The organism is Streptomyces sp. NPDC048361 (assembly GCF_040651795.1).
Lineage (GTDB): Bacteria > Actinomycetota > Actinomycetes > Streptomycetales > Streptomycetaceae > Streptomyces.
Genome location: NZ_JBEZKW010000018.1, coordinates 84,499 through 106,713, shown reverse-complemented (window position 1 = coordinate 106,713; position 22,215 = coordinate 84,499). Strand labels below are relative to the sequence as shown.

The window sequence follows — 22,215 nt, the reverse complement described above, 5'->3', positions numbered from 1 at the left end:
GCACGCGGCGCAGGGCGCCCATCGGGGTGCGGCGCCCGACGACCGGAAGGTCCTAGGCGCGTGCGGGGTCGCGCAGGGTGGGAGCCGTGCGCTCCCAGGGGTGGAGGTGCTCCAACTCCGCTGCCAGATCGAGGAGTTGATGCTCCGAGCCGGGCCGGCCCACCAGCTGGACCGAGCCGGGAAGGCCTGTCGGCAGCGAGCCGAAGGGCATGGCGAGGGCGGGCCGGCCGGAGAGGTTCCACGGCGGCGTCATCGGCGAGCAGGCCGTGTTCATCAGTACGTTGGCCAGCCAGCCGCGCTCGTGCCAGGCGCCGGCGGCCGCCCCACGGCGGGCGAGCGCCGGGGTCAGGAGCACGTCGTACGTGTCGAAGAAGGGTTCAAGCCGCCGGTTCAGTGCCGCGCTGTGATCCGACCGCAGCATGCCGAGCCGTCCGGCCAGCCGTCCGACCGCCGCGTGACGCCGGGTGCGGGGCGCGAGCAGCCGCGCATCGAGACCCTCGGCGTCCTGTGCGGTGCCGCCTGCCCAGTGGGCCAGGACGACCGCGCCGAACGAGAGCGGGTAGGGAGGGTGGGCGAGGGCGACGTGGTGACCGGCCCGGGAGAGCGCCCTGGCCGCCTCACGCGCGAGCGCCGCGTACGCGGTGCCGACGCGTACGCCCGTGATGGGGGCGCGGGTCGAGAACGCGATCCTGAGACGGGGGCCGGGCGCTGTCCCGGAACCCCGCCCGGCGTCCGCGGTGCCGGCGCCGCGCGGCGAGCCCGGTGCGGCCGGGCTCTCGGCCACCGCGTCCCGCGCCGTCTCGCCCGCGAGTACCGCGAACATCAGCCGCGCGTCCGCCGTCGTCGTCGCGAGCGGGCCGTTCTCCGACATCCCGTACCAGCCGCCGCCGAGGTCGCGCGGGACCCGCCCGGTGCCCGGCTTGAGGCCGATCAGACCGCAGTGCGCGGCAGGTATGCGCAGCGACCCCATGCCGTCGTTGCCGATCGCGAGCGGCACGAAGCCCGCCGCCACCGCCGCGGCGCTCCCGCCGGACGAGCCGCCCGCGGTACGGGCCGGGTCCCACGGGTTGCGCGCTGTGCCGTGTACGCCGTCGGTGGTGCCGAAGACGCACAGCTCCGGTACGTGCGTGAGCCCCACCACCACCGCGCCCGCCGCGCGCAGCCGGGCCACCAGGACATGGTCCTCGGCGGCCGGCGCGGCGGAGGTGGCCGCGGAACCATTGCGGGTGCTCTCGCCGCGCACCGCCAGATTGTCCTTGACCGCCACGGGCACCCCCGCGAGCGGCAGCTCCGCGAGGTCGTCCCGCGCGCCGACCGCGTCGGCCTCGTCGAGGGCCGCGGCGGCGCGCACCACCCGGAACGCGCCGATGCGGCCGTCCCGAGCGGCGATGCCGGCCAGGTGGTCACCGACCACCTCCCGCGGCGTGACCTCCTTGCGGCGCACCGCATCGGATATCTCGACGGCGGTCCGGCCTGCCCATGCGGTCACGGTGGCTCCTCGTAGGTGATCGGCGCGAAGTTGATCGTCGCGAAGGCCGAGGAGGCCACTGTGGAGGGCGGGTACGGGCTCTGTCGATACCCCGTCTGCGGCCCGGCCCCGCCGCGCAACGGCCGGTTGTGGCCTGCGGCGGGGCGGTTGTTTGACCCGGGGGCGGCCCGGGGGATTGGATCGCGCCGGTCGGTGCGGGGTGATCCCGCACCAGGGAAGAAGGGTGTGCGGTGTGGGCGGACGGCCGCTGGGGCGGGAGTTCGGGTGGCTGTGGGCCGCGTACGGGGTCAGCACGATCGGCACGATGCTGGCGTTCGACGCGTTCCCGATGATCGCGATCGTGGTCCTGCACGCCGGTCCGGCGGCGGTGTCGGGGCTCGCCGCGGCCGGGCTCGCGATGGGGGCGGTCATCGCGGTGCCGCTCGGCCCGTGGGTGGAGTACCGGCGCAAGCGGCCCGTGATGATCGCCACCGATCTGATCCGGTTCGCGGCGGTCATCAGCGTGCCCGCCGCGTTCGCGCTCGGGCGGCTCGGCTTCGCCCAACTCGTGCTCGTGTCGGTCGTCGTCGGCGCGGCCGACATCGCGTTCCGTGCGGCGAGCGGCGCCTGCCTCAAGGCCCTCGTACCGCCCGAGCACCTGCTCACCGCGAACGGCCGGTTCGAGTCCACGGCGTGGAGCGCCACCATGCTCGGGCCGCCGCTCGGCGGTCTCGCGGTCGCCTTCTTCGGGCCGGTGACCACCGTGACGGCCGACGCGGTCAGCTATCTGCTCTCCGCGCTCGGCATCCGGGCGATCGGCCGCACGGAGGTGGCGCCGCCCACGCGCCCCGGCCCGCGGACCACGTTCCGGCGCGGTGACCTCCTCGAAGGATGGCGGCACATCCTGGGGCACCCGACGCTGCGCCCGCTGTTCTTCAACACGGTCCTGGTCAACGGCCTGATCATGGCGACGGTCCCGCTGCTCGCCTCGCTCATGCTCGGCCCTCTCGGGTTCGCGCTGTGGCAGTACGGTCTGGCGTTCGGCGCGCCCTGCATCGGCGGCCTCATCGGTGCCCGCCTCTCCCGCCGGCTCGTGGCGCGCCACGGACAGCACCGGGTCATGACGGTTACCGGGGTGCTGCGCGCCTGCTGGATACTGGGTCTCGTGCTGGTCCGGCCGGGAGTCACCGGGCTCGTGCTCGTGGCCACCGTCGAACTCGGCCTCATCACCTGCTGCGGCGTCTTCAACCCGGTGTTCTCCACGTACCGGCTCGAACAGACCGGCTCGGACCGGGTCGCCCGCACCCTGTCGGCGTGGACGGTCACGAACAAGGCGGCCACCGCGGCGATGACCGCCCTGTGGGGCGTGCTGGCCATGGTGACCGGACCGCGCGCCGCGATCGCCGTCGCCGGGGTCCTCTCGCTGGCCACACCGCTCCTGCTGCCACGGGCCGCCCGCCGGCCGGCGCGTGAGCGGGAGACGGCCACGACCGGCGCCTGACCATCGGGTCCAGGCGCCGGACCCGGCACCCGGCCGAGGGTCCCGCGCTCAGCCGTCGGCGGTGAACTCCCTCAGCTCCGCGCTGAGTTGCTCGGCGCACGTCACGTACAGGCCGTGTGCGCACCTGAGGGCTTTTGACGACCCGTCAGAAGCGGGAGAGGCTCGCAGAAAACCGAGAGGCCCGTCAGAAAACCGAGAGGCCCGTCAGCGTCGTGAAGCGGTCCAGGGCCGCGACGCCCGCCACCGAGTTGCCGCGCTCGTCGAGGCCCGGGCTCCAGACGCACAGGGTGCAGCGGCCCGGGACCACGGCGATGATGCCGCCGCCCACGCCGCTCTTGCCGGGCAGGCCCACGCGGTGCGCGAAGTCGCCGGCCGCGTCGTAGGTGCCGCAGGTGAGCATCACCGCGTTGACCTGCTTGGCGCGGCTGCGGGTGAGCAGGGCGGAACCGTCGGCCCTTATGCCGTGCCGGGCCAGGAATCCGGCGGCCCGTGCCAGGTCGGCGCAGGACGCCTCCAGTGCGCACTGGCGGATGTACTGGTCGAGGAGGACGGGCACCGGGGTGGTGATGTTGCCGTAGGACGCCATGAAGTGCGCGAGGGCCGCGTTGCGGTCGCTGTGCGCGGCCTCGGACGACGCCACCTCCTCGTCGAAGCCGAGCGCGGCGTTCCCCGACTCGGCCCGTAGGAAGGTGCGCAGCATGTCGGCGGCGTTGCCGGTCAGCCGCTGGAGGCGGTCGGTGACCACGAGGGCGCCCGCGTTGATGAAGGGGTTGCGCGGGATGCCCGCCTCGTACTCCAGCTGCACCAGCGAGTTGAACGGGTTGCCCGAGGGCTCACGGCCGACGTGCTCCCACAGTTCGTCGCCCTCCAGGGCGAGGCAGAGCGCGAGGGTGAACACCTTGGTGATGGACTGCGTCGAGAAGGGGTGCTGCCAGTCGCCCACCCCGTACACGGTGCCGTCCAGCTCGGCCACGGCCATCCCGAAGCGTTCCGGGTCGGCCGACGCGAGGACGGGGATGTAGTCGGCCGGGCGGCCGCGGCCCGGGGTCGCGGCGATCTCGGTGGCGATGCGGTCCAGGACCGGCTGAAAGGACGAGGACACGCTCAACTTGCTCTACTCCGGGTTCCCGCGCTGCTGCGACGTCCACACCCTACGACAGTGGCCCGCGCAGGCGTCCGCACGCGGGACGGGGGCGCGCGGCGTCGCACGGCCACCGCGCGTCCTGCTGGGCATGGCGCTGCAGGGCGCGCGCCGGCCGGGTGCGCGCGGCAGCCGGGTGCCGTGCTGCGGCCGGTCGCCTGTCATGCCGGGGGCGGCGGGCAGCGAGCCGTTACGTTGGCCCCACCAGCCATAGCCGGGGAGTTCCGTTGCCCACATCGACGCCGCTGCCGCTCAATCCCGTCAACGGTCCGCGCGGTGTGCCGCCGCTGGGCAACCTGCTCGCGTTCGGCAAGGACCCACTCGCCTTCCTGACGCGTCTGCGCGACGACTTCGGCGACGCGGTCACCTGGTCGCTCGGCCCGCGGCGCAGTCTGTTCATCTCTCACCCCCAGCACATCAGGGAGCTGCTCGCGGCACGGGAGGACACGTACGAGATCCTCGAAATCGGCTGGGCGTTCAAGCAGATCACGGGCAAGAGCGTCATCCTCAGCAAGGGGGGCGACTGGCGGCGCAAGCGCTCCCTGGTCCAGCCCACCGTCCGGCCGCGCCAGGTCCGTACGTACGCCGACGCGATGGTCGACTCCGCCGGCGCGGCAGCCGACGCGTGGCGCGACGGGGCGCGCATCGACGTCCGCAGGGAGATGGCGCTCATCACCCAGCGCATCGTGCTGCGCACCCTGTTCGGCAACGACCTGGGGGAGCAGACCAGGGCGCTGGGTGACGCGATGGACGTGGCGGAGCGGGAGGTCGGCGCCGAAGTGCGCGGCATCGGGCTCTTCCTGCCGGGCTGGGTGCGGACCCCGGCGCGCCGCCGCGTACTGAACGCGGTGGCCACCATCGACCGCGAAGTCCACCGGCTCATCGGGGAACGCCGCGATGCGGCCCGTCCCGCCGATGAGCGCGACGACCTGGTCACCAGGCTCCTCGCGGCCCGTGACGGCGAGGGAAGGCCGCTCTCCCTCCGAGAGGTGCGCAACGAGGCGGTCACTCTGTGGGCCGCGGGACACGAGACCACGTCCACGGCGCTGACCTGGGTGCTCTATCTGCTCTCCCGCGCTCCCGAGGTACGCGCCCGCCTCGAAGCCGAGCTCCAGGACGTACTGGCCGGACGTCCGCCCGCCATCGACGACTACGAGCGTCTCGCCTGGACCCGGCAGATCGTGAAAGAGGCCATGCGCCTCTATCCTCCCGTGTGGCTCATCCCCGCCGTCGCCCGTGCGGGCGCGACGCTGGGGGGCGCCCGCATTCCCGTGGGCACCACCGTCTGGTGCAGCACCTGGACCACCCATCGCGATCCGCGCTGGTTCCCGGCGCCGGAGGAGTTCCGCCCGCAGCGCTGGGCCGCCGACGCCCCGGACGTGGTGCCCGACCACGCCTGGTACCCCTTCGGAGGCGGCCCGCGCACCTGTCTCGGTGCCCGCTTCGCCCAGGTCGAGGCCGTCCTCGTGCTCGCCACCCTCGCCCAGCGCTTCCGCGTCGACCTGCCTTCCACCGAGGTGGGGCCCCGGGTAGGCCTGCTGCTGCAACCCGCCACGCCCCTGCACGCGACGCTGCGGGCCAGACCGCGGTGAGAGCCGACCCCGGCCCCGCCTCCGACCACGACCGCGGCCTACGGCCATCGCGGACCGCCAATTCTGGCCACTTTCACGCCAGAACGTCTGCATTCCGGCCAAGTCCCGTGCCGTGACCGGGTTCAGAACGGGTGACCGCACCACCGATACGCATGAAGGCGGGCCGTTGGGGCAGACGGCAGCTTCGACAGTTCGGTGATGGTGACAAGGGAGGAACCCCCATGGCGGCGGCGCAGGTGACGAGACCGGAGCGGACGGACCGGATGGACCGGACGGCGGTCTCAACCACGCAACGCGAGATGGAGGAGCTGCCGCACATCGACGATGCGGCGAAGGTGGCCCCCCAGGACGCGCGCAAGTTGTCGAAGCTGTTCTTCGACCGGCTCCAGGTGCTGGAGGAAGGCACCCGGGAGTACCAGTACGCGCGCAACACGCTGATCGAGATGAACCTGTCCCTGGTGCGCTTCGCCGCCGGCCGGTTCCGCAACCGCGGCAGCGGCGACATGGAGGACGTGATCCAGGTCGGCACGATCGGTCTGATCAAGGCCATCGACCGGTTCGAGCTGTCGCGCGAAGTCGAGTTCTCCTCCTTCGCGGTGCCGTACATCATCGGCGAGATCAAGAGGTTCTTCCGGGACACCACCTGGGCGGTGCACGTTCCGCGCCGGCTTCAGGAGCTGCGGGTCGAGATCGCGAAGGGCAAGGAGCACTTGGCGCTCCAGCTCGACCGCGACCCGACGGCGAGGGAACTCGCCGCGCATCTGAAGCTGACCGAGGAGGAGGTCATAGAGGGACTCGTGGCCGCCAACGGCTACACCGCCGGTTCCCTCGACATGTCTCCCGACGGCGACGAGGGCGGTCAGGCCCCCACCGTCAAGGGCCGCACCCTCGCCGACTGCATCGGCGCCGACGACCCCGGCATGGAGAAGGTCGAAGACCTGAACTCGCTCGCCCCTCTGATGCGCGAACTGAGCGAGCGTGAACGGCGGATCGTGAACATGCGCTTCGGCCAGGAGATGACGCAGGCCGAGATCGGCCAGGAACTCGGCGTCTCCCAGATGCAGGTCTCGCGTCTGCTGACGCGGATCCTCGCCAAGCTGCGCACGGGCATGGTTGACGCGACGTAGTCGACGCGACGGCGACGTAACCCCGTCGATCACCCGGGCCCACGCGGCATGTGTGACCCACGCGGTATGTGTGACCCACGCGGTATGTGTGACCCACGCGGTATGTGTGACCCACGCGGTATGTGTGACCCACGCGGTATGTGTGAGGGGGCCACCCGAATCCGGGTGGCCCCCTCACACATACCGCGTCATCCGTGCCGCGTCATCGTCAACCGTGCCGACGGATCAGCGCTGCGCGGCGACGAGTTCGGCGGCCTCCTCGTCGGTGGCGACCGACGGCGGGGAGCCCTCCAGGGGCTTGCGCGCCGTCTCCTTCATGGCGAGCGTTGCCACCAGGCCGATCGCGGCGGCGAGCATCGTGTAGAACGCGGGCATCAGGTCGTTGCCGGTGGCCCCGATCAGGCCCTGGACCACGAGCGGCGTCGTACCGCCGAACAGGGACACCGAGATGTTGAACCCGACCGAGAGCGAGCCGTAGCGCGCCTCGGTCGGGAAGAGGGCGGGCAGCGCCGAGGACATGGTGCCCATGTAGCAGACGAGGGCGAGGCCGAGAGCCAGCAGGCCGACGAAGACCGCGACCATGCTGCCCTGCTTGATCAGCAGGAAGCTCGGCACCGCGAGCACGATGAAAGCGACCGAGCCGCCGATGAGGACGGGGCGCCGGCCTACCCGGTCGGAGAGCCGTCCCACCGAGTTGATGAGCGCCATCAGGACGATCATCACAGCCACGATGGACATGAGCCCGCTGGTCTCGTTGAAGCCGAGCGTCGAGAGGTACGTCGGCATGTACGAGAGCAGCATGTAGTCGGTGATGTTGAACGCGGCGACCAGCGCAAGGCACAGCACCATCGCCCGTCCGTTGCCGAAGAGGATCTGCTTGAGCGGCGTCTTCTCGCGCTCGGCGCCGGGTGCGCCCGCCTCCTCCAGCTTCTTGAAGGCCGGCGACTCGTCGAGCTTCAGCCGCAGGTACAGGCCCACGAGCCCGAGCGGTCCGGCCACCAGGAACGGGACGCGCCAGCCCCACTGCAGCATCGCGTCGTCGCTGAGCAGCACCGTCAGCACGGTCACCAGGGACGCGGCGACGGTGTAGCCGATGAGCGTGCCGAACTCCAGGAAGGATCCCCAGAATCCGCGCCGCTTGTCGGGCGCGTACTCCGCTATGAACGTGGCCGCGCCGCCGTACTCGCCACCCGTCGAGAAGCCCTGGACCATGCGGCACAGAATGAGCAGCGCGGGCGCCCAGATGCCGATGGTCGCGTAGCTGGGGATCAGGCCGATGGAGAGCGTTGCCGCGGCCATCATGATCATGGTGAGGGCGAGGATCTTCTTGCGGCCGACGCGGTCGCCGAGCGGCCCGAAGAACATGCCGCCGAGGGGCCTGACGAGGAACGCGGCGGCGAACGTCGCCAACGACGCGATGACCTGCATGGTGTCACCGGCGCCGGAGAAGAAGACCTTGCCGATGGTCACGGCGAGGTAGGAGTAGACGCCGAAGTCGAACCACTCCATGGCGTTGCCGAGCGCGGTGGCCTTGACCGCACGCTTGACCGCGGCCTCGTCCGTGACCGTGATGTCGGAGCGGCGCAGGGCGGGGTTACGCCTGCGGTGGATCGCCCGGAACAGCGGACGGTGCCGGGCGACTGCTTCCGGCTCTGGCTGGTGATCCTCGGTGCTCAGCACGGCGTCTCTCTCGTTCGACAATAGAAGGGTGCGCCCTACATGAAACTCCCTGGGGGCGGCGTGAATGCATGGCAAAGGTCCCCCGTTGGTGGACCAATGGCCCATGACCGCCCAAGGACTCACGTCCTCAAGCGGTACACATCTGCACATAGGGAATCGCCGAAGGGCCAGTGAAGGCGGAGAGCGCGGCGCGATTGTTCCCGCGCCACGCTGCTCCTACGCCCCGGCGTCCGCCCCGCCCGTCCGCGCCCGGCCGATGTCCGGGGGACGGGTCGGGGGGCGGGTCAGTCCGTGAGGGCGTCCTTGGCCTTCTCCTTGGCCTGACGGGCATCGCCCTTCACCTGGTCGGCGCGGCCCTCCGCGGTGCGGCTCTCATTGCCCACCATGCGACCCATGGCCTCCTTGGCCTTGCCCTTGGCCTGCTCGGTCTTCGCCTTGGCCTTTTCGTCGCTCGACATGGAATGCCTCCACATGCGGTCGATAGCGTTGTCCGACACAGGTACGCCTGGCCATTTCGGCGGATCTCAAACAGGGAAGATCACGCCACGGCGAGAGCCCTCAGTCGCGGACGTGACGCATTCCGATTTGGCCACCGAACTCACCTGTCCCTCGACGAGTTCACCGCCGAAACCCGCGTTCGAGTTCGCCGGCCTGCGTCGCACCACGCGTGGGGGTTCCTGACCGACTCTCGACTCGTCCAACGAGCTTGTGCAGCACGGGAGTTGAGGTGATGCGTTCAGGTCGCCTGGAGCTGGGCGAGGGTGCGGTTCAGCTCCTCGCGGACGGAGTGGGCCGCAGCCTCCGGGTCGCCCCCGATGATGGCTGCCACGAGCGCGGCATGGCCGGTGTCCCCGTGCTGGGGGTCGTGCGACCGTAGGCCGAGAAGGTCCACCAGGCCGATCAGGCCCTGGCGCAGGGCCGGTACGAACTCGGTGAACAGGGCGGTGAGGACGGGGTTGTGCGCCGCGGCGACCACCGCGGCATGCAGGGCGATGTCGGCGTCGACGAACTCCGCGGTGCTGCCGCTCCCGACCGAGCGACGCCCGGCCAGCGCCGCCTCGATCGCGGTGAGGTCCGCCGCGGTCCGGCGCCGCGCGGCCAGCTGCGCCGCTTCCACCTCCATCAGCATGCGCACCTCGTACACGTCGGCCACCGCCGCACGGCGCAGCTGGGTGGACCAGTTCTCCTCGGGCGTGGTGGAGATGACGAAGACGCCCGCGCCCTGGCGGGCCTGGACGAGTCCGGCGCCGGCGAGTGCGCGCAGCGCTTCGCGGACGGTCGAGCGCCCCACCCCCAGCGCCTGGGCCAGGGCGTTCTCGCCCGGCAGTTTGGTGCCGACCGGCCACTCCTGCCCGACGATCTGCTGCCGCAGCCGGTCAGTCGCCTGCTCCACCAAGGGAGTTGACCGCAGTGCGCCCAGTGGCATCCGTTTCACCCTTCTCTGGTCCTCAGGTTGTCTGAGGAGTTCAACTGTGGTTACTGTACCGGCATGTTGCTGCGCGAGCTCCTTCTTCTCGGCTGCCGCTGCGGGGCCTGACACGACCGGCACCCCGCAGCGGGTGTCCTGCCGCGCCGGTCGCCCTCTGGCCGATCAAGGAAGCCCGCTCTCATGACACCCTTCAGCTCGGGAACGACACCCTCCGGCACCGGCATGTTCCCCACGCTGCAGACCCCGTCCGCAGCCGTCCCGCACGACGCGCCGGCCTGGAACCCCCAGCGCCCCAGCGCCATGCCGCACCACCGCTACCGGTCCGGGCATGCCCGGGTCGAGGTGCCGCTCACCGGCCGCACCTGGCCGTCGCGGCAGCTGACGCGGGCCCCGCTGTGGGTGCCCGTCGACCTGCGCGACGGCAACCAGGCGCTCGCCGAGCCGATGGACACCGAGCGCAAGCGCCGCATGTTCGACCTGCTGGTCACCATGGGCTTCAAGGAGATCGAGGTCGGCTACCCCTCCGCGAGCCGCACCGACTTCGACTTCGTACGCCATCTGGCCACCAGCGGCGCCGTCCCCGACGATGTGACCGTCTCCGTCTTCACCCCGGCGCGCCGCGACCTGATCGACCGGACCGTCGCCTCCATCGAGGGCCTGCCGCGCACCCTCGTCCACCTCTACACCGCCACGGCGCCCACCTGGCGCGAGGTGGTCCTGGGCCGCTCACGCGCCGAGGTGCACCGGATGATCCTGGACGCCGCCACGCACCTGATGCGCCGGGCCGAGGAGCGGCCGGGAGCCGACATCCGGTTCGAGTTCTCGCCCGAGGTCTTCAACCTCACGGAGCCCGACTTCGTCCTGGAGATCTGCGACAGCCTGACCGAACTGTGGGAGGCGAGCCCCGACCGTCCGGTGGTGCACAACCTGCCGGCCACGGTGGAGATCGCCACCCCCAACCTGTACGCCGACCAGATCGAGTACATGCACCGCCACCTGGCGCGGCGCGACTGCGTGATCCTCTCCGTGCACCCCCACAACGACCGGGGCACCGGCGTGGCCTGCGCCGAACTCGCCGTTCTGGCCGGGGCCCAGCGCGTGGAGGGCTGCCTGTTCGGCAACGGCGAGCGCACCGGCAACGTCGACCTGGTCACCCTCGCCCTCAACCTGTACGCGCAGGGTGTCAACCCGATGGTCGACTTCTCCGACATCGACGCCGTACGCGAGGTGGTCGAGCACTGCAACCGGCTGCCGGTCCACCCGCGCCACCCCTACGGCGGCGACCTCGTCCACACCGCGTTCTCCGGAACACACCAGGACGCCATCTCCAAGGGCATGGCCCACCACGCGAAACGGGCGGCGGAGCTGGGTGTCCCGGACAAGGACGCCCCCTGGGAGGTGCCGTACCTGCCCATCGACCCGGGCGACATCGGACGCACCTACGAGGAAGTCATCCGCATCAACTCGCAGTCCGGCAAGGGCGGCATCGCCCATCTGCTCCACGCCCACCACGGCCTGGACCTGCCGAAGGCCATGCGCCCCGATGTCTCCCGTACGGTGCAGCACGCCACCGACGCGAGTGGGAAGGAGCTCACGCACCACGAGCTGTGGGAGCTCTTCCGCACCACCTACATCACACCTGGCCAGGACGGACCCCTCGCCCTGGCCGGGTGGGAGACGAGTCAGGCCGGGCCCGGCGAGCACCGGTTCAGGTGCACCGTCGAGGAAGACGGTCGGCGGCGCTCGCTGCACGGAACAGGGAACGGACCGCTGTCCGCCTTCGCCGACGCCCTCGCGTCGATCGGCCTCACCGTCGACATCCTCAGCTACGCCGAGCACTCCACGAGCTCGGGACCGGGCAGTCCCGCCGTGGCCTATGCCGAGTGCCGGGTGGGCGACACCATGTGCTGGGGGGTGGGGTGGGACACCTCGATCCTCGCGGCCTCGGTCGGCGCGGTCCTGGCCGCCGTCAACCGTGCGGGGCGGGCCGGGCGATGACGGCGACGCCCGTGATCCGGGTGAAGGACGCCGACGTCGTCCGGGGTGGCGCCCCGCTCCTGCGGGACATGTCACTGACGGTACGAAGCGGCGAGCACTGGGCCCTGCTCGGCGCCAACGGGGCCGGCAAAGCACCCTGCTCGCCCTGCTGGGAGCGCTCGTCCACCCGACCAGGGGCATGGTCGACGTCCTGGGGCACACCCTGGGCCGGGTGGACCTGCGTCGGCTGCGCACCCACATCGGCCATGTGGACCCGCGCCATGCGCCGGGCGCCCCGCTCAGGGTCCGTGATGTCGTGCTCACCGGAGTGACCAACACCCGGGAGTGGGTGCCCCGTTGAGCCCCGACGGCGGAGCAGGCCGAGCGCGCCGACCGGCTCATCGGCCTGCTCGGCCTCGACGCACAGGGCCGCTGGACGGTGCGCACCGGCAGACCGGCACGCCAACGGGTCGGGTGACGGCGCCGCTCGTGGGAGCCGGGGTAAAGCAATTGACTCGGGGTGGTGCTCGGCGTGCAATGACGTTCCATGAGCGCCGCGCCGGTCCACCCCGACCAACACCCCCTCGACGACGACCTCGTACGGCGGTTGATCGCCCGGCAGTTCCCGCAGTGGGCGGGGCTGCCGGTCGAGCGCGTCGTGTCCGGTGGCACGGTCAACGCGATGTACCGGCTGGGCGACGACATGGTCGTACGGCTGCCGCTGGTGGCCGGCGGCGCGGGCGATGTGCTCCAGGAACAGGAGTGGCTGCCCCGGCTGGCGCCGCTGCTGCCCACCACCGTCCCCGAGGTGCTCGGTCGCGGGAAGCCCGCCGAGGGCTACCCGTGGCCCTGGTCGGTGTACCGCTGGCTGATGGGCGAGCACCCCCGGGCCGGCGCCTGTGCCGACCCCGTCCGACTCGCCGAGGATCTGGCGGAGTTCGTGGCGGCCATGGGGAGCGTCACCCTGCCGGGGGCGCCGACCGCCCACCGCGGCGGGCCGTTGGTCGCGCAGGACGAGGCGACCCGAACAGCGCTCGAGCACCTGCGGCGTATCCCGGAGGAAGGTGTCGCATGCGACGCCGTGGAGGCCCTCTGGCGTGACGCACTGCGGGCGCCGGCCTGGGACGGCCCGCCGGTGTGGCTGCACGCCGACCTGATGCCGGGCAACCTGCTGGTGGCCGGGGGCCGGCTGACGGCGGTGATCGACTTCGGGTGTGCGGGGAGGGGCGACCCCGCCTGCGACCTGTTCCCCGCGTGGAACCTGCTCCCGAGCGGGGGGCGCAAGGCATTCAGGGCCGCGCTCGCCGTCGACGACGAGACGTGGAACCGGGGGCGGGCGCGCACGCTCTCGCAGGCCGTGATCGCCCTGCCCTACTACCGCACGACGAACGTGGCGATGGCGGAGAACGCCCGCCATGTGATCCGTGAGGTGATGCGGGACCGGGACTGATCGGGGCCGGGACTGATCGGGCACGGGACTGATCGGGCACGACGCCCGACCGCGTCAACTACCCTTGTATGCAAGGGCGTTGACGCGGCCGCAGCCGTGCTCCCGCGCGGTGCGACCTCAGCCGAGGGGCTTCTCCAGCACGGCCTTGCGGTGGCTGAACGTCTCGATGGAGTAGCGGCCGTGGTAGCTGCCCATACCGCTCTCGCCGACCCCGCCGAACGGGAGGTCGGAGACGGTCAGATGGGCGAGCGGCAGTCCGAAGCCGAGTCCTCCGGACGACGTCTCGGCGGCCAGCCGCTCGCGCGTGGTGTCGGAGTCGGTGAAGGCGTACAGGGCAAGCGGCTTGTCGCGGTCGTTGATGAAGTCGATGGCCTCGTCCAGGTCCGCCACCGTGACGACCGGCAGGATCGGGCCGAAGATCTCCTCCCGCATGACCGGCGCCGCGGGGTCGACATCGGCCAGCACGGTCGGCGCGATGTACTTCGCGGCCCGGTCGGTGGCGCCGCCGGTCACGGGCCGGCCCGAGTCGAGGAGCGAGCTCAACCGGTCGAAGTGGCGTTCGTTGACGATCCGGCCGAAGGCGTCGGAGCTCCGGGGATCGGCGCCGAAGAGAGCTTCGACGGCGCGGACGAGCTCGGGCTCAAGGGCGCGGGCGGTCTCCGGGTCGGTGAGCACGTAGTCGGGTGCGACGCAGGTCTGGCCGGCGTTGAGGAACTTGCCGCGGGCCAGCCGGTCGGCGACGACGGAGAGGTCGGCGCCGCGGTCGACAAATGCCGGTGACTTTCCGCCCAGTTCGAGGGTGACCGGGGTGAGGTGCTCGGCGGCGGCCCGCATCACGATGCGGCCGACGGTGCCGTTGCCCGTGTAGAAGATGTGGTCGAAGCGCTCGGCCAGGAGAGCCGTGGTCTCGGGTACAGCGCCTTCCACGACGGCGACGGCCGAGGTGTCGAGGAAGCGCGGCAGCAGACGGGCGATCGCCGCGGAGGTGGCGGGTGCCAGCTCGCTGGGCTTGACGACGACCGCGTTGCCGGACGCCAAGGCACCGAGCAGGGGAGTCAGAAGGAGCTGGAGGGGGTAGTTCCAGGGCGCGATGACGAGGACCACACCCAGCGGGTCGTACTGGGTCCAGGCCGTGGCGTCCCCGCCGAGGTGCGCGGGAACCGGCGCGGACTCGGGCCGCAGCCATGTGTCCAAGTGATCCAGGGTGTGGTCGATCTCGCGGATGGTGAAATCGATCTCGGTGCGGAAGGCTTCCGTGGTGCTCTTGCCGAGGTCGGCGTGGAGCGCTTCGGCGAGTTCGGCGCCGTGGTCGGTGAGCATCTCGCGCAGCCGGCGCAGCTGGTCGACCCGCCACGCGACGGGCTTGGTGCGTCCGGAGCGGAAGGTGGCGCGCAGCCGGGCCACTATCTCGGCGGGCTGCTCGGGGGTGCGGTCGTTCACGGTGCCTCGCTGAATCAGTGCCGACCTGGCCGGCGGGGGCCGACCGGGTCGAGCCGAAAGGGTCGATGCATATACCAACCATTGAGGTCGGCCATTCATTCCGGCGCTGATGCCGCACGTTTCCGATACCGGGCGACCTACATGTCGTGAGGCATGCGTTACGCAGCGTCATGCTCCGGGGTGCGGATGTGGGGGGAGCGGCGCACGATGAGGGATGTTCCAGGGGTGGCTCGATCTGCTTCCTCTTGGCGACTCGATGCTCGCTCGCAAGGCTCGCAGCGACTGTGACGGCTGCGTACGCCGCCCTTCGTCCGATGCCGGAGCCGATGATGCTGTCGCCCCACTGGTACGTCGTCCACGAACTCCTGGCGCTCCTGCGCAGCCGCGAGCGCCGGGCCGCCCGCGCGCCGCTGGACCTCGGCGCCCGGCAGGCGCGGGACGACGCCGCGTACACCCTGTGCGTCCTGATGGGGGAGCGGACGATCGCCGCCGCCGTGCAGGCGGCCGAGCGCTACCTCGCGTGCAGCCGCGAAGCGATGCTGTCCGCCGTCGCGGCGCCACAGGAGCCGGCCTCCTGACGGCTACTGTGCACCCCTTGAACGGGGATCTGACGGCTGGGGCGCCTGCTCTGATCGGGACCTGACGGCCACAGGTCAAGCCCGCACCGGGAGGTAGGGGCCGGGGCCCTTGATGGTGCGGTGGATCGGGACCGTCGCCGTGTGGCGCAGGCCGGGCAGCGCGGCCACCGACTCGGTCAGATAGCGGTAGAAGAGCTGGGCGTTGGCCACGTCGATGCTGGCGTACAGGTTGAACGTGCCGGTCACCGCGGCGGCGAACGACACCTCGGGATGTGCGGCGATGGCCGCGCCCGCCTCGGCGAGGCGGGAGGGGTCGATCTCCAGCCACAGCGTCGCCCGGAAGTTCCACCTCAGGACGTCCGGGTGGTACTCGACGTCGAAGTACAGCACCCCCGCCGTCCGCAGCTCGCTGATCCTGCGGCGCACCGTCGACTGGGACAGCCCCGTCGCCGCGGCCAGCTCCGCCGGCGCCGCCCGGCCGTCGCGGGCCAGCAGATCGAGCAGATGACGGTCGCCATCGTCCAGCCGCACCTGGGCGGCGCACGGTTCGCCATCCTGGGCCTGCGGGGGAGTGAGGGCGGCGACCTGGGCGGCCGTCAGCGGTCCGCGCTTGTTGATGGTGCTGAGGTCCTGCCCGAAGAAGACATGCAGCAGACAGTGCGCAGAGACGTCCAGTACCTGGGGTGTGCGGGGCAGCTTCTGCAGAATCAGGGACTCCTCGATGCCGGCGCCACGGGTACGGACCGAGCAGGACAGTTCGGTGCCGCCCGAGCTGACGTTGACCCAGCTGGTGTCCGTGCGCCGGGCCATCGCCTTCCCGATCGAGCCCGCCGCGTCGGGCGTGCACCGTACGCGCACCACCCACGGGGAGTCGCCCAGCCGCTGTGGATCGGTCAGGCCGAGGACCCGTAGCTTCCCCGCCGTCCGCAGCCGCGACCACCGGCGGGCGGCGGTCTGGTCGGAGACCCCGAGCGCGTCGGCGATCTCCTTGAACGAGGCCCTTCCGTTGATCTGGAGGGCATGCGCCAGCGCCATGTCCTCCTCCGACAGTCCACGGTCCGTACGGTCGATCATGTCGAGATACGTCTGCATGGGCTCCAGGATGTCGGATCCGCGCATGTAGTGCTAACTGGCTTATTGAATCGACCGCCGCCGTCGCACACTCACTCGCAGGGACCACACGCGACCCATGAGCACCTCTTCCGGTCCCCGACCCCTCCCCGACCCCACGCTCGACCCGATTGGAGAACCTGACATGCGCAAGTGGTGGCCCCTTACGGCGGTCTGCCTTGGCGCCTTCATCCTGCTGGTGGACGTGACCATCGTGAACGTGGCACTGCCCAGCATGGCTGACGACCTCGACGCCTCCTTCACCTCGCTGCAATGGGTGATCGACGGATATGCCCTGGCCCTCGCCGCCCTGCTGCTGGCCTCCGGTTCCCTCGCGGACCGCTTCGGCCACCGCCGTTTCTACGTCTACGGCCTGGCCCTGTTCGCCGTGGCGTCCCTCCTGTGCGGCCTCGCCCCCAACGCCGGCGTACTCATCGCCGCCCGGGTGGTGCAGGGCGTCGGAGGCGCCGCGATGTTCGCCACCGCACCCGCCCTCCTGCTCAGCTCGTACCAGGGCAGGGACCGGGGCACCGCGTTCGGCGTGTGGGGCGCGGCCAACGGAGCCGCCGCCGCGGCGGGACCGCTGCTCGGCGGGCTGCTTACCGAGCATCTGAGCTGGCCGACGATCTTCTGGGTCAATCTGCCCATCGCGGCCGTCGCCATCGTCATGACGCTCCGCGTGGTGCGGCCCGACCGGCTCCGTACGGAATCGGGCGCCCCCGCCCGCATCGACCTGCCCGGCGCGGCCGCGTTCACCGTGGCCGCCGGCTCGCTTACCTACGGGCTGATACGCGGCGGCGAGGCCGGCTGGACCGGGGGCGTGACCCTGGCGGCCTTCGCCGTCACCGTGGTCGCACTCGCGGCGTTCGTGGTGATCGAGCACCGCACCGCGCGCCGCGGCGGTTCCCCGATGTTGGACCTGACGTTGCTGCGACGCCCGTCGTTCGCGGGTCTGATGAGTGGCGCGCTGCTGTTGCAGGGCGGCGCCTTCGGCTGTCTGGTGCTGCTCTCGCTGTGGCTCCAGTCCGTGCTCGGCCTCAGCCCCGTCGCGGCGGGTGTGGCCCTGACCCCGCTCGCAGCCGCGTCCTTCGTCGTCGCGGTCTTCGCCGGCCGCCACATGCAGCGGCTGGCTCCGCGCTACCCGATCGGCGGCGGTCTCCTGCTGGTCGCGGCCGGCATGCTGCTGCTGCGCGCCGGCATGACCGCCGACGCGGGGCGGTCCTCCCTCGTATGGGGGCTCGTGGTGGCGGGCATCGGTGTCGGCCTCGCCACGCCCGTGCTGGTCTCGGCCGCCGCCTCCACCGTGCCGCCGCAACGGGCGGGCATGGCGGGCGGAGCGGTCAACACGTTCCGCCAACTGGGCATGACCCTGGCCATCGCCGTCCTCGGCGCGTTCTTCACCAGCCGGACCGCCGACCTGCTGGCGGCGTCCGGCACCGTGCCGGACGCCGCCAGGGGCGCGGCCGCCCTGGCCGGCGGGCAGGCGCAGCGCCTCGTCGAAGCGGCGCCCCCCGGGCACCGCGACGCGGCACAGCATCTGGTGCACCAGGCCTTCGCGGCCGGCCTCGACCGTGTCTTCCTGCTGTCGGCCCTCGCGGCCGCGCTCGGCGGCCTCCTCGTCCTCACGCTGGTGCGGCCGGCGCGACCGGCCGCCCCCGGGGCGGGCGGAGACGCCCCGGCGGCGTCGGCGCCGCGCACCCGCCGGGACTCGGTGTCGTCCGGCGTGTGAACGGATCCGGTGGCCCCGCACCGTCGGCCGGTGCGGGGCCACCGGCATGTCAACTGCCCGCGCGGGTCAGCTCGTTCGGGGCGTCACGAACACGATGACGGAGGCGACCTGCTCGCGCCCGGGGTGGGTGTCCGCGCCACCGAGCCCGTAATGCGTCTCCACACGCTGGACGACGAGGGGATGGCCGGTGACCCACAGGGTGATGCTCTGTCCGACGACGGGAATGGGCAACGGGCCCTCGAACATGCCGAGTTCGACCGCCTCGGCGTCATCCGTCGCGTGGACGAACGTCATGATCTGACGGGTGCGGCCGAAATCCTGCTCGGAGTCGACCTTGTCGCGGGCGGCGAGGGTGGAGGTGATGGCGTCGGGGAGGCTCATGAAGCCATCCTGCCCCGTCGCCCGGCCGAGGCACGCCCCCGGGCCGCGCCGTCGATCACCAACGGCCCCTCTTCGCGCTCCCCGTCGAGCGGTTTGTCAGCATGTGTCCTAGTTTTGTGTCGTCAGTGATCCCGACCAACAGGAGTTCGCCGTGGGCGAGAGTGCTAAGGACAAGGCCATGGGCAAGGCCAAGGAGATGGCCGGCAAGGCGACCGGCAACGACCGGATGAAGACCGAGGGCAAGGCCGACCAGGCCAAGGGCAAGACCAAGGGTGCGATGGAGAACGCCAAGGAGCGCGCCAAGGGCGTCGGCGACTCACTCGGCGACCGTCGCGACCGCGCCTGACCTGCGGTTGTCGAGCCCCCGGCCATTCCTGGGCCGGGGGCTTCGTCGTGGGCTCCGGGTCGGCGCGAGCCGGCAGGGATCTCCTGCGCCGACCGCTGCGAACCGCCGCGGACCCCCGCGGACCCCGCGGACCGCTGCGAACCGCGCGGGACCGTCGCGAACCGCTGCGGAGAGGCGCTGCCCGAGCCGCTCGGAAACCGATCAGGAATCGAGAAGCGCGGCCCCTGGGCCGTGGCTAACGTGGCGGCCATGACACACCCCGGACCGCCGGGACCCACGACATCAGGAGCGACCATGACCAGCTCAGCCACGCAGGGAATCAAGACCGTGCTGCACCCCGTGACCGACCTCGCGGCGGCCAAGGCGGTGTACACCGCCCTCCTCGGCACAGGACCGACGAGCGACGAGCCGTACTACGTCGGCTTCGAGGTCGAGGGCCAGCAGATCGGCCTGGTGCCGGGCGGCGCCGACCAGGGCATGACCTCGCCGGTGGCGTACTGGCACGTGCCGGACATCGAGGCGAAGCTCGCCGAGGTGACCGCCGCCGGAGCCAAGGTCAAGGACGAGCCCAACGACGTCGGCGGCGGCCGTCTGGTGGCCACGTTCACCGACGCCGACGGCAACGTGCTCGGCCTCATCCAGGGCTGACGCGGGCGGGTCCACGCCGGGGCGGGGTGGGCGAGCGCCCGCCCCCGCCGCCCGGGTTCCGCCCGACCCCGGGCGAAAGGCCGTTGCCCGCTCCGGCATGCACGAAGTACAACCGTACGTACCGCTCGCAGCCGGGCAGATCGCGTCGGCGATCCACCCGGCGGGGTTCGCGCGGCGGCGCCGCCGAACAGGCCGAACAGATGGAGAACACGACCAGCATGGCCACCAGGACGAAGCCGCAGTCGCCGGCGCCGCACACCGCCGACAGCCACGATCTGATCCGTGTGCACGGAGCGCGCGTCAACAACCTCAAGGACATCAGCGTCGAGATCCCCAAGCGCCGCCTCACGGTCTTCACCGGCGTCTCCGGATCGGGCAAGAGCTCCCTGGTGTTCAACACGATCGCCGCGGAGTCGCAGCGGCTGATCAACGAGACGTACAGCGCCTTCGTGCAGGGCTTCATGCCGACCCTGGCCCGGCCCGAGGTCGACGTGCTCGACGGCCTGACCACCGTGATCACCGTGGACCAGCAGCGCATGGGCGGCGACCCGCGCTCCACGGTCGGCACCGCCACCGACGTCAACGCCATGCTGCGCATCCTCTTCAGCAGGCTGGGCAAACCGCACATCGGCTCGCCCAAGGCGTTCTCCTTCAACGTCGCCTCGATCAGCGGGGCCGGAGCGGTCACCGTGCGCCGCGGCGGCCAGGAGATGAAGGAGAAGCGCACCTTCAGCATCACCGGCGGCATGTGTCCCCGCTGCGAGGGCCGGGGCTCGGTCACCGACATCGACCTCACGCAGCTCTATGACGACACCAAGTCGCTCAACGACGGCGCGTTCACGATCCCCGGCTACACCGGCGGAGGCTGGAACTCCCGCCTCTACTGCGAGTCCGGCTTCTTCGACCCGGACAAGCCGATCCGCGACTTCACCAAGCGCGAGCTCAAGGACCTCCTGTACCGCGAGCCCACCCGGATGAAGATCGCCGGAATCAACATGACGTACGAGGGCCTGATCCCGCGCGTACAGAAGTCGATGCTGTCCAAGGACACCGACTCGATGCAGCCCCACATCCGGGCGTTCGTGGAGCGGGCGGTCACCTTCACCGTCTGTCCCGAGTGCGACGGCACCCGGCTCAACGAGGGCGCGCGCTCCTCGAAGATCAAGCGGAAGAACATCGCCGACCTGTGCGCCATGGAGATCCGGGACCTGGCCGAGTGGGTACGTGGCCTCAAGGAGCCCTCGGTGGCGCCGCTGATCACCTCACTCCTGGAGACCCTCGACTCGTTCGTCGAGATCGGCCTCGGCTACCTCTCGCTCGACCGGCCCTCGGGCACGCTGTCCGGCGGTGAGGCACAGCGCGTCAAGATGATCCGCCACCTCGGGTCCTCGCTGACCGACGTCACCTACGTCTTCGACGAGCCCACCATCGGGCTCCACCCGCACGACATCCAGCGGATGAACGAACTGCTGCTGCGGCTGCGCGACAAGGGCAACACCGTCCTCGTCGTCGAGCACAAGCCGGAGACGATCGCGATCGCCGACCACATCGTCGACCTGGGACCCGGCGCGGGAACCGGCGGCGGCACCGTCTGCTTCCAGGGGACCGTCGACGGGCTGCGCACCGGCGGCACCATCACCGGCCGCCACTTCGACGACCGGGCCGCCCTGAAGGAGACGGTCCGCAAGTCCACCGGCGCCCTGGAGATCCGCGGTGCCACGGCACACAATCTGCGCGACGTCGACGTGGACATCCCGCTCGGTGTACTCACTGTCGTCACCGGCGTCGCCGGCTCCGGCAAGAGTTCGCTCGTGCACGGCTCGGTGCCTGCGGGCAAGGACGTCGTATCGGTCGACCAGAGCCCTATCCGCGGTTCACGCCGCAGCAACCCGGCCACGTACACCGGTCTGCTGGAGCCGATCCGTAAGGCGTTCGCCAAGGCCAACGACGTGAAGCCGGCCTTGTTCAGCGCCAACTCCGAGGGCGCCTGTCCCACCTGCAACGGCGCGGGCGTCATCTACACCGACCTGGCGATGATGGCCGGGGTCGCCACCACCTGCGAGGAGTGCGACGGGAAGCGGTTCCAGGCCGCGGTGCTCGACTACCACTTCGGGGGACGCGACATCAGCGAGGTGCTCGCGATGTCGGTGGCCGACGCGGAACAGTTCTTCGCCACCGGGGAAGCGGCGACACCGGCCGCGCACCGCATCCTCACTCGCCTCGTCGACGTGGGGCTCGGCTACCTCAGCCTCGGCCAGCCGCTCACCACCCTGTCCGGCGGAGAGCGGCAGCGGCTCAAGCTCGCCACCCACATGGCCGACAAGGGCGGTGTCTACGTGCTCGACGAACCGACGGCCGGGCTCCATCTCGCCGACGTCGAGCAGCTGCTCGGCCTGCTCGACCGGCTCGTGGACTCCGGCAAGTCGGTCATCGTCGTGGAGCACCATCAGGCGGTCATGGCCCACGCCGACTGGATCATCGACCTCGGCCCGGGCGCCGGCCACGACGGCGGCACGATCGTCTTCGAGGGAACACCGGCCGACCTGGTGGGATCCCGCACCACCCTCACGGCCGAACACCTGGCGACGTACGTGGGCCGCTGACGGGGCACGATGTAC

General features: G+C 71.3%; 18 protein-coding genes and 1 pseudogene. 11 read left to right on the top strand and 8 right to left on the bottom strand.

Translation table 11 applies throughout. From position 1 onward, the window contains the following. Window positions 1-52 precede the first annotated feature (52 nt). Window positions 53-1,489, bottom strand: coding sequence for an amidase family protein (locus tag AB0D31_RS13555; protein WP_362721354.1), 1,437 nt, complete (start codon window positions 1,487-1,489; stop codon window positions 53-55). A 232-nt stretch (window positions 1,490-1,721) separates the two neighbouring features. Here AB0D31_RS13555 and AB0D31_RS13550 point away from each other — a divergent pair, with 232 nt between their 5' ends. After that, window positions 1,722-2,969: an MFS transporter gene (locus tag AB0D31_RS13550; protein WP_362721351.1), complete on the top strand. Its 1,248-nt coding sequence runs from the start codon at window positions 1,722-1,724 to the stop codon at window positions 2,967-2,969. A 184-nt stretch (window positions 2,970-3,153) separates the two neighbouring features. Here AB0D31_RS13550 and AB0D31_RS13545 read toward each other — a convergent pair whose 3' ends face one another. Further along, window positions 3,154-4,077 (bottom strand): glutaminase, encoded by a 924-nt coding sequence (locus tag AB0D31_RS13545; protein WP_362721348.1) that lies wholly within the window; start codon window positions 4,075-4,077, stop codon window positions 3,154-3,156. 260 nt (window positions 4,078-4,337) lie between these two features. On the opposite strand from AB0D31_RS13545, the gene AB0D31_RS13540 reads away from it, so the two are divergent. Beyond that, on the top strand, window positions 4,338-5,702 hold the full coding sequence (locus tag AB0D31_RS13540) for a cytochrome P450 (protein WP_362721346.1): 1,365 nt from the start codon (window positions 4,338-4,340) through the stop codon (window positions 5,700-5,702). Between the two features lie 263 nt (window positions 5,703-5,965). Continuing rightward, window positions 5,966-6,829 carry an RNA polymerase sigma factor SigF gene (locus AB0D31_RS13535; RefSeq protein WP_362721400.1) on the top strand — a complete coding sequence of 288 codons (864 nt, stop codon included), beginning with the start codon at window positions 5,966-5,968 and terminating at the stop codon, window positions 6,827-6,829. A 225-nt stretch (window positions 6,830-7,054) separates the two neighbouring features. On the opposite strand, the gene proP is transcribed toward AB0D31_RS13535, so the two are convergent. The 3 genes from proP to AB0D31_RS13520 all read right to left on the bottom strand — a co-directional run bounded on the left by proP (window position 7,055) and on the right by AB0D31_RS13520 (window position 9,935). Beyond that, window positions 7,055-8,509 carry a glycine betaine/L-proline transporter ProP gene (proP, locus tag AB0D31_RS13530; RefSeq protein ID WP_362721343.1) on the bottom strand — a complete coding sequence of 485 codons (1,455 nt, stop codon included), beginning with the start codon at window positions 8,507-8,509 and terminating at the stop codon, window positions 7,055-7,057. A 284-nt stretch (window positions 8,510-8,793) separates the two neighbouring features. Beyond that, the gene (locus AB0D31_RS13525; RefSeq protein ID WP_362721340.1) at window positions 8,794-8,967 is read right to left on the bottom strand and encodes a CsbD family protein; all 174 of its coding nucleotides are present in this window, start codon (window positions 8,965-8,967) and stop codon (window positions 8,794-8,796) included. 278 nt (window positions 8,968-9,245) lie between these two features. After that, window positions 9,246-9,935, bottom strand: coding sequence for an FCD domain-containing protein (locus tag AB0D31_RS13520; protein WP_362721337.1), 690 nt, complete (start codon window positions 9,933-9,935; stop codon window positions 9,246-9,248). 183 nt (window positions 9,936-10,118) lie between these two features. Here AB0D31_RS13520 and leuA point away from each other — a divergent pair, with 183 nt between their 5' ends. The 3 genes and pseudogenes from leuA to AB0D31_RS13505 all read left to right on the top strand — a co-directional run bounded on the left by leuA (window position 10,119) and on the right by AB0D31_RS13505 (window position 13,365). Beyond that, complete coding sequence (gene leuA / locus AB0D31_RS13515; RefSeq protein WP_362721334.1) at window positions 10,119-11,936, top strand: 2-isopropylmalate synthase; 1,818 nt, start codon at window positions 10,119-10,121, stop codon at window positions 11,934-11,936. After that, window positions 11,933-12,273 (top strand): annotated as a pseudogene (locus AB0D31_RS13510) (ATP-binding cassette domain-containing protein); the annotation flags it as partial. The gene leuA and the pseudogene AB0D31_RS13510, both read left to right, overlap by 4 nt. A 189-nt stretch (window positions 12,274-12,462) precedes the next feature. Beyond that, window positions 12,463-13,365 (top strand): aminoglycoside phosphotransferase family protein, encoded by a 903-nt coding sequence (locus AB0D31_RS13505; protein ID WP_362721331.1) that lies wholly within the window; start codon window positions 12,463-12,465, stop codon window positions 13,363-13,365. 117 nt (window positions 13,366-13,482) lie between these two features. Here the strand turns inward: AB0D31_RS13505 and AB0D31_RS13500 are convergent, their stop codons facing one another. Further along, on the bottom strand, window positions 13,483-14,805 hold the full coding sequence (locus tag AB0D31_RS13500; RefSeq protein WP_362721328.1) for an aldehyde dehydrogenase family protein: 1,323 nt from the start codon (window positions 14,803-14,805) through the stop codon (window positions 13,483-13,485). A gap of 314 nt (window positions 14,806-15,119) precedes the next feature. Here AB0D31_RS13500 and AB0D31_RS13495 point away from each other — a divergent pair, with 314 nt between their 5' ends. Next, the gene (locus tag AB0D31_RS13495; protein ID WP_362721325.1) at window positions 15,120-15,383 is read left to right on the top strand and encodes a DUF5133 domain-containing protein; all 264 of its coding nucleotides are present in this window, start codon (window positions 15,120-15,122) and stop codon (window positions 15,381-15,383) included. Window positions 15,384-15,458: 75 nt separating this feature from the next. Here AB0D31_RS13495 and AB0D31_RS13490 read toward each other — a convergent pair whose 3' ends face one another. Continuing rightward, window positions 15,459-16,475 carry an AsnC family transcriptional regulator gene (locus tag AB0D31_RS13490; RefSeq protein WP_362721398.1) on the bottom strand — a complete coding sequence of 339 codons (1,017 nt, stop codon included), beginning with the start codon at window positions 16,473-16,475 and terminating at the stop codon, window positions 15,459-15,461. A gap of 163 nt (window positions 16,476-16,638) precedes the next feature. Between AB0D31_RS13490 and AB0D31_RS13485 the strand changes: the two genes are divergently transcribed. Next, the gene (locus tag AB0D31_RS13485; RefSeq protein WP_362721322.1) at window positions 16,639-18,222 is read left to right on the top strand and encodes an MFS transporter; all 1,584 of its coding nucleotides are present in this window, start codon (window positions 16,639-16,641) and stop codon (window positions 18,220-18,222) included. 66 nt (window positions 18,223-18,288) lie between these two features. Here the strand turns inward: AB0D31_RS13485 and AB0D31_RS13480 are convergent, their stop codons facing one another. Continuing rightward, window positions 18,289-18,603 carry a hypothetical protein gene (locus tag AB0D31_RS13480; protein WP_362721319.1) on the bottom strand — a complete coding sequence of 105 codons (315 nt, stop codon included), beginning with the start codon at window positions 18,601-18,603 and terminating at the stop codon, window positions 18,289-18,291. 151 nt (window positions 18,604-18,754) lie between these two features. Here AB0D31_RS13480 and AB0D31_RS13475 point away from each other — a divergent pair, with 151 nt between their 5' ends. From AB0D31_RS13475 to AB0D31_RS13465, 3 genes are all read left to right on the top strand, one after another. After that, window positions 18,755-18,949, top strand: coding sequence for a CsbD family protein (locus tag AB0D31_RS13475; RefSeq protein ID WP_362721316.1), 195 nt, complete (start codon window positions 18,755-18,757; stop codon window positions 18,947-18,949). Window positions 18,950-19,243: 294 nt separating this feature from the next. After that, window positions 19,244-19,597, top strand: coding sequence for a VOC family protein (locus AB0D31_RS13470; protein ID WP_362721313.1), 354 nt, complete (start codon window positions 19,244-19,246; stop codon window positions 19,595-19,597). 218 nt (window positions 19,598-19,815) lie between these two features. Continuing rightward, window positions 19,816-22,200, top strand: a complete 2,385-nt coding sequence (locus AB0D31_RS13465) for an excinuclease ABC subunit UvrA (RefSeq protein ID WP_362721310.1) — start codon at window positions 19,816-19,818, stop codon at window positions 22,198-22,200. Window positions 22,201-22,215: the final 15 nt, after the last annotated feature.

Bases quoted from the DNA above. Each gene is read 5' to 3' on its own strand.
- AB0D31_RS13485 (WP_362721322.1), top strand. From the start codon at position 16,639: ATGCGCAAGTGGTGGCCCCTTACGGCGGTCTGCCTTGGCGCCTTCATC.
- AB0D31_RS13525 (WP_362721340.1), bottom strand. From the start codon at position 8,967: ATGTCGAGCGACGAAAAGGCCAAGGCGAAGACCGAGCAGGCCAAGGGC.
- AB0D31_RS13480 (WP_362721319.1), bottom strand. From the start codon at position 18,603: ATGAGCCTCCCCGACGCCATCACCTCCACCCTCGCCGCCCGCGACAAG.
- AB0D31_RS13490 (WP_362721398.1), bottom strand. From the start codon at position 16,475: ATGCAGACGTATCTCGACATGATCGACCGTACGGACCGTGGACTGTCG.
- AB0D31_RS13470 (WP_362721313.1), top strand. From the start codon at position 19,244: ATGACCAGCTCAGCCACGCAGGGAATCAAGACCGTGCTGCACCCCGTG.
- AB0D31_RS13505 (WP_362721331.1), top strand. From the start codon at position 12,463: ATGAGCGCCGCGCCGGTCCACCCCGACCAACACCCCCTCGACGACGAC.
- AB0D31_RS13535 (WP_362721400.1), top strand. From the start codon at position 5,966: ATGGACCGGACGGCGGTCTCAACCACGCAACGCGAGATGGAGGAGCTG.
- AB0D31_RS13495 (WP_362721325.1), top strand. From the start codon at position 15,120: ATGCCGGAGCCGATGATGCTGTCGCCCCACTGGTACGTCGTCCACGAA.
- leuA (WP_362721334.1), top strand. From the start codon at position 10,119: ATGACACCCTTCAGCTCGGGAACGACACCCTCCGGCACCGGCATGTTC.
- AB0D31_RS13465 (WP_362721310.1), top strand. From the start codon at position 19,816: ATGGCCACCAGGACGAAGCCGCAGTCGCCGGCGCCGCACACCGCCGAC.
- AB0D31_RS13520 (WP_362721337.1), bottom strand. From the start codon at position 9,935: ATGCCACTGGGCGCACTGCGGTCAACTCCCTTGGTGGAGCAGGCGACT.